10 protein-coding genes are annotated in these 9566 nt (G+C 32.9%); 9 read left to right on the top strand and 1 reads right to left on the bottom strand.

Annotation, left to right across the window (positions count from 1 at the left end; translation table 11 throughout):
- Positions 1-140: 140 nt before the first annotated feature.
- From J5G60_RS13550 to J5G60_RS13510, 9 genes are all read left to right on the top strand, one after another.
- Positions 141-1112, top strand: coding sequence for an asparagine synthetase A (locus J5G60_RS13550; protein WP_150358631.1), 972 nt, complete (start codon positions 141-143; stop codon positions 1110-1112).
- Between the two features lie 249 nt (positions 1113-1361).
- Entirely contained in the window at positions 1362-1733 is a 372-nt protein-coding gene (locus tag J5G60_RS13545; RefSeq protein ID WP_150358630.1) for a hypothetical protein, read from the top strand.
- A 237-nt stretch (positions 1734-1970) separates the two neighbouring features.
- Positions 1971-3137, top strand: a complete 1167-nt coding sequence (locus tag J5G60_RS13540) for a uroporphyrinogen decarboxylase family protein (RefSeq protein WP_150358629.1) — start codon at positions 1971-1973, stop codon at positions 3135-3137.
- Between the two features lie 20 nt (positions 3138-3157).
- On the top strand, positions 3158-3313 hold the full coding sequence (locus tag J5G60_RS13535) for a hypothetical protein (protein ID WP_179976923.1): 156 nt from the start codon (positions 3158-3160) through the stop codon (positions 3311-3313).
- A 123-nt stretch (positions 3314-3436) separates the two neighbouring features.
- Positions 3437-4246 carry a methyltetrahydrofolate cobalamin methyltransferase gene (locus tag J5G60_RS13530; RefSeq protein WP_150358628.1) on the top strand — a complete coding sequence of 270 codons (810 nt, stop codon included), beginning with the start codon at positions 3437-3439 and terminating at the stop codon, positions 4244-4246.
- 178 nt (positions 4247-4424) lie between these two features.
- Positions 4425-5063, top strand: coding sequence for a cobalamin B12-binding domain-containing protein (locus J5G60_RS13525; protein ID WP_150358627.1), 639 nt, complete (start codon positions 4425-4427; stop codon positions 5061-5063).
- Position 5064: 1 nt separating this feature from the next.
- Positions 5065-6219: a uroporphyrinogen decarboxylase family protein gene (locus tag J5G60_RS13520; RefSeq protein ID WP_150358626.1), complete on the top strand. Its 1155-nt coding sequence runs from the start codon at positions 5065-5067 to the stop codon at positions 6217-6219.
- Between the two features lie 12 nt (positions 6220-6231).
- Entirely contained in the window at positions 6232-6375 is a 144-nt protein-coding gene (locus tag J5G60_RS13515) for a hypothetical protein (RefSeq protein ID WP_179976924.1), read from the top strand.
- 148 nt (positions 6376-6523) lie between these two features.
- Entirely contained in the window at positions 6524-7918 is a 1395-nt protein-coding gene (locus J5G60_RS13510; RefSeq protein WP_190972263.1) for an MFS transporter, read from the top strand.
- Positions 7919-7998: 80 nt separating this feature from the next.
- On the opposite strand, the gene J5G60_RS13505 is transcribed toward J5G60_RS13510, so the two are convergent.
- Positions 7999-9363 carry a uroporphyrinogen decarboxylase gene (locus J5G60_RS13505; protein WP_150358624.1) on the bottom strand — a complete coding sequence of 455 codons (1365 nt, stop codon included), beginning with the start codon at positions 9361-9363 and terminating at the stop codon, positions 7999-8001.
- Positions 9364-9566 lie beyond the last annotated feature (203 nt).

Below are 9566 nucleotides of genomic sequence, written 5' to 3'. Positions count from 1 at the left end.
ATATTATATTGATAACAAAATACAAATTCTATTATTAATATTGCAAGATACTTAAAAAAGTATTATTATATTGTTAATGAAGAACATAAAAAAGTAAATGAGTAGTAAATTTATATAACTATCAAAGGGGGACGTATGTAATGAAGACGTATGTATTAAAGGATGAAAGAAAAAAGGAGTTAAAGCTTTTGGACAAGGCATTACAGAAAATATCGAGAAAAGAACTGCCTCATATACTTCATGTGCAGCAGGCTATATTGAGAGCATCCGATGAATATATGTATAAAAAAGGTGTGACTAGGATCATGCCTATAATGATAGCACCTATTACGGATACATTAAATCATGATGTAGAGGATTGTGAATTAAAATATGAGGGACAAAAATTTAATATAACGAAATCGATGATATTTCATAAACAGATAATGTTATCCAGCCCATATCTTGATAAAATATATATAGTATCTCCTAATGTAAGGCTTGAGCAGGAAGAGGAAGGAGATAAGAGACATTTATTTGAATTTACTCAGGTTGATTTTGAATTCAAGGGAGCAAGTATGGATGATGTATTTGAATTTCAGGAGGGACTTGTCAAATATGTATTTGATTATATAAAGAAAGAATGTGCAGATGAATTCAAAACTTTGGGAATTGGAACATCACATCTAGATGTAACTATACCGTTCAAGAGATATACTACTCAGGAACTTAAAGCAAAATATGGAGATGATTTCGAAGAGATAGCTTCAAAAAAGGCAACTCAACCATTCTGGCTCATAAATCACAAGAGAGAATTTTATGATGCTGAGGATCTGGAAAAGCCGGGTACTTATAGAAACTATGATCTGATATGGCCTTATGGATATATAGAAGGTCTGAGCGGAGGAGAAAGAGAGTACAAGTATGATAGAATACTTACTAGAATGAGAGAACTTGGTGTAGATGAAAATGCTTTTAGAAATTATATTGAACTTGCAAAAGAGGGTAAAATACCTAAAACTGCAGGAGCTGGTTTTGGAGTAGAGAGAATGACTAGATTTGTATGTCAGCAGAAGGAAATTGATGATGTCACTGTGTTTACAAGGAAACCTGGGGAAACTTACTTATTTTAAATAAAGTGGCTGTTATATAAAATATTAAAGTTCAGAGTTCAAACTTCATTCAAATATCATGGTTCAGAGTTCAATTGTCAAATTTGGCGGATTTTTGGGTTTAACCGAAAATCTTCATAAATTGTGCATTGTGAACTGGGAATTGTCTAAGTTTGCACTTTGAACTTTATTTATTATCAAAGGGTATTGATATAAACTGTAAAGTATATGATAATATAAAGGACAGAAAAATTTAAGGGAGGTAATAAAATGCCTTTATGGTTAAATGTAGTAATACAGATATTGTTTATTGCAGTAATATTTTTAGTAGTGTATAATTTTTTAAAATCTCATGTGTTATATAAATTTCACCCTAATAGATGGTTGATTCTAGCCTTATCTATAGCATCGTTTATTTTACCACCAGTTGTAGCAGCTTATTTTAGATATAATTTAAATGGGACGGTATGGCAGTATGTGTTTTCTGCTGCATTTTTAATTTTTTTCCTGTGGTTTATAGATCTAAAAAGCGGAGCTATATACAATACTGGTAAAAAGAATGCAAAAGATATAAAGATAAAACCTAAAGCCAAGCCAAATAGAGTTAATCATAAAAAGAATAATAAGAAAAATAAAAGGTAATTTTACATATTTTTCAATAGATCGCATCAAATATCGCTTTTTCATAAGAGATCTTGATGCGTTTTATATTATTCTGAACATTTAAAATATTACAATAAAATCGTTGACAAAGTAAGAAAATACACATATAATTGAGATAACATATAGATAACCTGTATATACATGACTATTTGTAATTTCGGGGGTTATTAATTGATATTTGTTTGATATTATTTATTTATAAGGGGAGGTTATAATATGGGGAAATGCAGCGGGGAACTACAGCAAGAAAGACAGGAGATTTTTCATAATTTGTATGAAGGAAAAATTCCCAAAAGAGTACCTATTGCAGCTTGGGTGACAGTAGAATTTGCGATTCAATATGCGGGGCTTGATATTTTGAAAGCACAGTGGAATCCAGGGCTGCTGGAAGATGCATTTAGAAAAGTTGCTGATGATTTTTATTCAGATATATTTCCAATACGTGATGCCGTGCGGTTTCCAGTATTTTATCAAATGTTAGGTGCTAAAAATTTTGTAATGGGATCCAATGGTTTTTTGCAGCATCCAGAAATATCAGCTATGCATTCTGACGAATATGAAGCTTTTATAAAGTCACCTATGGATTTCATTTTAGAAACTATTCTTCCAAGAATATATTCGGCACTTGACACAAATCCAATCAGTCGATCTTTAGTAATGGCAAAGGCTTATAAAGCTCATTGTGATACGGTGGGATTCTTAAATGGTGTGATTATTCCCGATCTTGAAAGGGAATATGGAAAATATCAGGCTCCGTTGCAGTCTTATGCTATGACTGCAGTTCCAATGGACTTTATTGCCGATCAGCTTCGAGGATTTAAAGAAATCAGCCTGGATATACGTAGGAAACCTAAACAGCTTACTGAGGCCTGTGAAGCAGTTTGTGATATTATGTTGAAACGAGGTATACCAGCACATCCGTCAATTTATAATTATACTTTTATTCCATTACATATGCCGCCTTATATGCGTACAAGGGATTATGAAAAAATTTTTTATCCAACTTTTAAACGTACCATAGATGGAATTGCTGCAGCGGGTGGAAAATCTTATCTTTTTCTTGAACAAGATTGGTCTAGATTTCTTGATTCACTTTATGATTTACCGGAAAATACGATTTTACGTTTTGAATACGGAGATCCAAAAGAAATAAAGAAGAAATTAGGAGAACGTCATATTATTACAGGACTTTATCCTCTAGGACTATTGCAGACCGGTACGAAACAACAGTGTGTTGACAAGGCAAAAGAACTCATTGATATTCTTGCACCGGGAGGAAAATATTTTTTTGATTTTGATAAAAATATTATTACTGTCAATAGTGTAAACATTGATAATTTGCATGCTGTTTTAGAGACATACCATACCTATGGTGTATATTGAGAAATAGAGGAGGAGAGAAAATGAACAGCAAATATTTGCAAGATTGGGAAGAATATAAGAGAATGTGTGAGAAAGTAGGTTATCCAATTCAGGAGAGGGAAGAAATCTACATGAAACCAGTTCTTGAAAGTTATGATATGGAAATTAGAGATTTTATCATTACTTTATTGCTCTGAATAAAATTTTCATATATTGATGAAATCGTTGACAAAACAGAATATCAAGTATATAATTTAAGTAATATATAACAAGTATATACAAGTTGAGGTTTACTAGAAACTAGGAATGGGGGATTTCAAGTGATTATTATTGGAGAAAAGATCAATGGAACAATTCCAAGCGTAAAAAAAGCTATAGAAAACAAAGATGAAGAATTTATCAGAAATAGGGCAGTTAAACAGGCGGAAGCTGGGGCAGATTACATTGATGTATGTGCAAGTACTGCTCCTGAAGTGGAACTTGAAACATTAAAGTGGCTTATGGATATTGTTCAAGATGCCGTAGATAAACCTCTATCTATAGATAGTCCTAATCCCAGGACCATTGAAGCTGCTTTTAAATATGCTAAAAAACCTGGGATAATAAATTCTGTGTCAAAAGAGGGTGATAAATGCAGCATTATATATCCTATGATTAAAGGTACGGAATGGCAGGTAATTGCACTTACCTGTGACAATAAGGGTATTCCATCTGATGTGAAAACCAAGGTGAATATAGCCAGAGATTTAGTAGAAGAGGCGCAAAAATATGATATAAAGCCAGAGAGAATTCATATAGACCCACTGGTTATGGCTCTTGCTACAGAAAATACTTCTCTGCTTGATTTTATTGAAGCCATGAAATCTATAAAATCCATATATTCTACTATTAAAATCACATCGGGTTTAAGCAATATTTCATTTGGAATGCCTCTTAGAAAATTTGTGAATCAAAATTTCTTGACCATTGCCACTTTTATGGGTATGGATTCTGCCATTATGGATCCCTGTAATAGAGAAATTATGACGGCTCTTCTTGCAACTGAAGCACTTATGGGAAAAGATAAATACTGCAGAAAATTCTCAAATGCCTATAGAAAAAATAAAATTGGACCAGTAAGGGAGAAATAAGTATTTTGAAATATTTTTGGTATGTTTAAGTAAAAGAAACTTATTTAGAAAGTATACTATTATCAAAGTTCAGAGTTCAGAATATTTGAGGTTTGATGAATTTTTGATATCGTTCGAACATTTTCATTAAGCCATATTTGGTCTTTGTACTTTGAACTTTAAAATATAGGGGGATTAGATTATGGATTATAAATTGTTAACACAAGCAGTAGGGGATTTGGATGAAGACAAAGTTTTTGAGATGTTGAAAGAATTTGTGAATTCAAATCCGGAAGAGAAAGAGGCTCAAAAAGTTGTAAGTGCATGTCAGGATGGTATGGGAATAGTAGGTGATCTGTTTGACAAGGGTGAATACTTTGTAGGGGATTTGATTTTTGCAGGAGAACTTCTCACAAATGCCATTGATATCTTAAAACCTGTAATAGGTTCAGGAAGTTCCAAGAAAGTGGGAACTATTGTTTTAGGTACGGTACAGGGAGATCTTCATGACATAGGCAAAAATATATTTAAGAGTATGGCAGAAGCGGCAGGATTTGAGGTATATGATATAGGAATAGATCAGCCTGCATCGGCTTTTATAGACAAAATAAGAGAAGTGAATCCTCAGATTGTGGGAATGAGTGGAGTGCTTACACTCGCTATTGACTCTATGAAGAATATAGTGGATGAATTTGAAAAGCAAAATGTAAAGGACAAGGTAAAGATAATTATAGGCGGGAATCCCGTTACGAAGGAAGCTTGCGAACATGTTAGAGCTGATGCCTTCACCACAAATGCTGCAGAAGGTGTAAAAATTTGTCAAGGGTGGGTGAGTTAATATGGCAGATGTAAAAACTTTGGCGCGAGAGAGAACTCAATTATTTAAGGATTTATTTGATGGTAAGATTCCAAAGAGGGTACCCATAAGTGTAAATTTTCCTCTTGAATTTTCCATACAGTATGCAGGTGAGGATCTGGCAGAATCACAGTGGGATACTTCCATGCTTGAAGGAATATTTGAAAAAGTATGTGAAAATTTCGTTTCCGATATACTTCCTGTACAAGCTCTTAGATTTCCACTGTACTACACAATTTTAGGGGCTAGAAATTTTGTAATGAGCTCCAGTGGTTTTTTGCAGCATCCAGAGATCAGTGGTCTGGAGGCAGAGGAATATGATGAATTCATTGAATCGCCCTATAATTGTATTATGGAAAAAATACTGCCTAGAATTTACACTGAGTTAAATACCAATCCAGTTCAAAGATCTCTTGTAATGGCGAAAGCCTTTAAGGCGTTTTATGATGAAGTTAATAATGTGACTGCACTCTATGAGAAACTAATTAAAAAATATGGTTATTCTTCCGCGGGAAATACCAACGGATTTGTCGAAGCACCTTTTGATTTCATGTCAGATCAATTGAGGGGATTTAGAGGTATAACAGGCGACATAAGAAGACGCGCTGATAAGGTAGCAGCAGCTTGTGAGGCTGTAACCCCAATAATGGTAAAGGGTGGAATACCTGCATCGCCTTCAAAATATGGAGGAACTTTCATTCCACTTCATATGGCGCCATATATTCGTACTAAGGATTTTGAAAAATTATATTGGCCTAGTTTTAAGAGAGAAGTTGAAGAATTGGCTGCAGCCGGACAGCCGTCTCTGCTGTTTGTTGAAAATGATTGGACACGTTATGTGGACTATCTATATGAACTGCCTGAAAATACTAGAATGTGGTTTGAGTATGGAGATCCTAAGTTTATAAAAGAGAAGTTAGGGAAAAAACATATTCTTACAGGTTTTTATCCGATTTCCATACTTAAGACAGGAACAAAGCAGCAGTGTATAGATAAAGCTAAGGAGCTTGTGGATATTCTTGCACCAGGCGGGAAATATATGTTTGGTTTTGACAAGGCCATTATAACTGCAGATAGTGTCAAAATTGAAAATCTACAGGCAGTATTGGAATATGTAGCTGAAAATACTGATTATTAGGGGGAATTTGATATGGAAACAGAATACTATAAAACATGGGAAAAGTATAAGGAAAAACATCCTGAAATCGACGAAAAGCTTGAAGGAAAAATGGCTCCTAAAATGCAGCAGTATGAAGAAATGATGTTTATATTTGTTCTTAATTTATTGATGTAGTAAAAATTCTCAGGGATTTCGTGTTATTATAGCTGCAATTTTCTTACTAAAATTGAAATTGCAGCTTTTTTAATGTGAGTTCTATAAAAAAGACAGGATTGTTCTGATGTTTTCTAATTATAAATTAAAGAGGGGATGTAGAGTTAATATGAATAATCAAGTGTCTAAGTCCAGAAAAATTACCCAAAAGATAAAGGTATGGTTTGGCATTGGTGATGCTGGATTTTCTTTTATGACTACTGTTGAAACGGCATACTTTCCTGCCTTCCTCACAAATTATGCACTTTTATCAAATGCATATGTTATTTTAATAACATCAATTACAGGGGCTGTTGATATTGTCAGTTCTTTAATTGCAGGTATAGTTTTAGATAAAACTAATTTTAAATGGGGAAAGTATAGATCCTGGTTAGTTATAGGACCACCGGCGGTAATAATATTATTCATGCTTCAATTTTCGAAAATAGGTTCTCCATCTGTAGCGGCAGTACTGATATGTACAGGTTTTATTTTAAGTCACTTTATTTGGAATATGTCCTGGACTGCAAATATGTCACTGGTACCGATTTTAACTGATGATCCTAAAGAAAGAGCTTTTTTATCGGGGAGAAGGGCAGCGGGTTCAAATCTTGGTAAAGTAATTGCATCCTATGCAACCCTTCCCGTTGTAACTGCTATTGCTGCTTTTTTCCCGAAAGGTTCCAGCATGGCTTTTACTATTACAGCAGGCCTGTTTGCTTTTATCATGGGTATCACGTATTATATACATTTTATCATATCGAAAGGTTATGAAGATGTTAAAGTAAATATCAAAACTTCAGGTAGTGTAGTAAGTACCGATAAAAAAAGAAACCCATCTTTAGCTGACATGTTTAAAGCGATATTTTTAAATAAACCATTGTTGATTTTTGTATTATCGGATTTTTGCAAACTTATAGGTTATTACTTGTTAATGGCAGCAGCTTTTTATTATTTCAAATATGTGACCAATAGTATTTCTTTACAGCCAATATTTTTATTGGTATTTAATATTGCGGGTCTATTGGGAGCTCTATTTGCAAAAAACATAGTAGCGAGAATTGGAACAAAAATGTCCTATATCGTAGGAGTTAGTGGATATATTATATCTATTGTAGTAGCGTATTTATTTGCAGAAAATCCAGTGGCAGTAATTGCCATAATGGGTGTGGGTCAAGTACTGTTTGGAATATCATACGGACTTACATCTTCATTTTATTCAAATGGGGCCACATATAGTCAATGGAAAACTGGAGCAGATACTAAAGGAGTCATTATGGCATTCTCATCATTTTCTATTAAAGTAAGTATATTGGTTAGAGGTGTTATATTAACAGCTGGATTAGCCGTATTAGATTTTAATGCAAATATGACAAATGTTTTGCCAGAGGTCATATCTGGATTCAAAATTATATTTTTTGGAGCACCGTTTATATTTGGTCTAGTAGCTTTAATTGCAATTTTATTCTATAATCTTCCTGATGGTAAAGTAAAGGAAATGGAAAATGAAATAGCAGCAAGATAAAGTCCAGCGTCTTAAATGATGCTGGAAATAAATATCTCTTATGGACTTAGAACAAATTAATTATTCTAAGAGAGTTATGGCTATAGTAAAAGAAAAATGAGAAATTGAAAAATTTTATCTTGAAATACAGACATTTTGTCTATACCTGATTCTGTTATTTGGGGATTTTCTGCGATCATGGTTTTTTTTGTCTGGTAGTATTTACTTTTAATATCTCTACTTTTGGAAGCAGTGTAATCTGCTTTGTTAAATGCTAAACCAGCTGTTTTTCCTATATTATCCTTATATACTCCATAATCTCTCACTGTTTCTGTTACTGCATTGAAATTTTCAATAACTACATCACCTATTAAGGCACTCTTATCAAGGCCAAAAATGTATTTTCCACCTGGGGCTAGAATGTCAATATATTTTTTAGCTAGATCAATACATTCCTGTTTTGTATGTGATTTTAAATACGAAATAGGATATAAACCAGTGATTATATGTTTTTTCCCAAGCTTGTCTTTAATTAGTTTAGGATCGCCGTATTCAAACTGAATGTATGTATTCGTTGGGAGATCTTGTAAATAATCTAAGTATCTATCCCAGTTATCTTCACAGAAAATTCTGCAGTGAATTCCCATAGAAGCGTATTCATCAAGAAGTTTCTTAAAACTTGGCCACCAGTACTTGGCAAAATATTTTTCTCTCATGAAGGTTGGCATATGAAGTGGAAGAAAAACATGACCATAATCTGATATTACAGAAGGCATTCCTTTTTTCAACACAATTGGGTATAAAGCTTCACATGCATCTGCAACTTTTTGAGGCATTCTTCGAATATCCAGTGATATTCCTTTAAAACTTCGAAGTTGATCTGCTAGAAAATCATAAGGTGCTTCAGTAAATCCACTGGACCCAGAGGGAGGACCTATATAATATCCATACTTTTCAATCATTTTTTTAACAATTGATCCAGTTATATTGTTGTCGTTATTGAAACCTAGAAATGCTTTCATAAAATTAGTCATCATATTTATCGGATCTTTTAAATTCAAAGCTTTATATTGCCTGGGAATTACTTTTTCCATAATACAATCTAAGGGCCTTTCTATCAAATAATCGTATTCATCTTCAAACATGCCGATTACTTCTGGATGTTGGAAAAAACCATTGGATCCCATGACGAAAGATTGGGATTTTAATGTCTGATAATAGGATGGATATCTTAATGCTGACCCCATAGGTACTATATCTGAATATATTAGAGGTACGATATTTTCAACAGCTTTTTCAATTATACTTGGATTCCATTGTGCTTCAATTAAATCTAAGCCACCTAATTTTGCTAATGTTTCAAAATTAAATGATACATTGATTGGAACTCTTTTTGGAATCTTATTGTCAAACACATCAATAAAATTTTGTGTTTTTTCTGCCTGTATTGATTTTATATTACTCATTTACATCACCAACCTAAAAATATTTTTAAAAATTTTTAATAAATGGATTTGAATTCTGTAAATTGTATTGTTTTATGAGAGGAAATTTTATAATTCAGATCTTGTATATACTAGTTATTTATAAGTTTATTATACATACGCATCTTTAATTTGTCAACGATTTCAATAAAATGAAAATTATAAATTTTATAAAAATAATATTA

The sequence above is a fragment of the Clostridium sp. HV4-5-A1G genome (genome assembly GCF_900184915.1).
In the GTDB taxonomy this organism is placed as follows: domain Bacteria; phylum Bacillota; class Clostridia; order Clostridiales; family Clostridiaceae; genus Clostridium_B; species Clostridium_B aromativorans.
The sequence above is the reverse complement of the archived record's forward strand: the minus strand, read 5'-3'. Positions and strand labels throughout refer to the sequence as shown.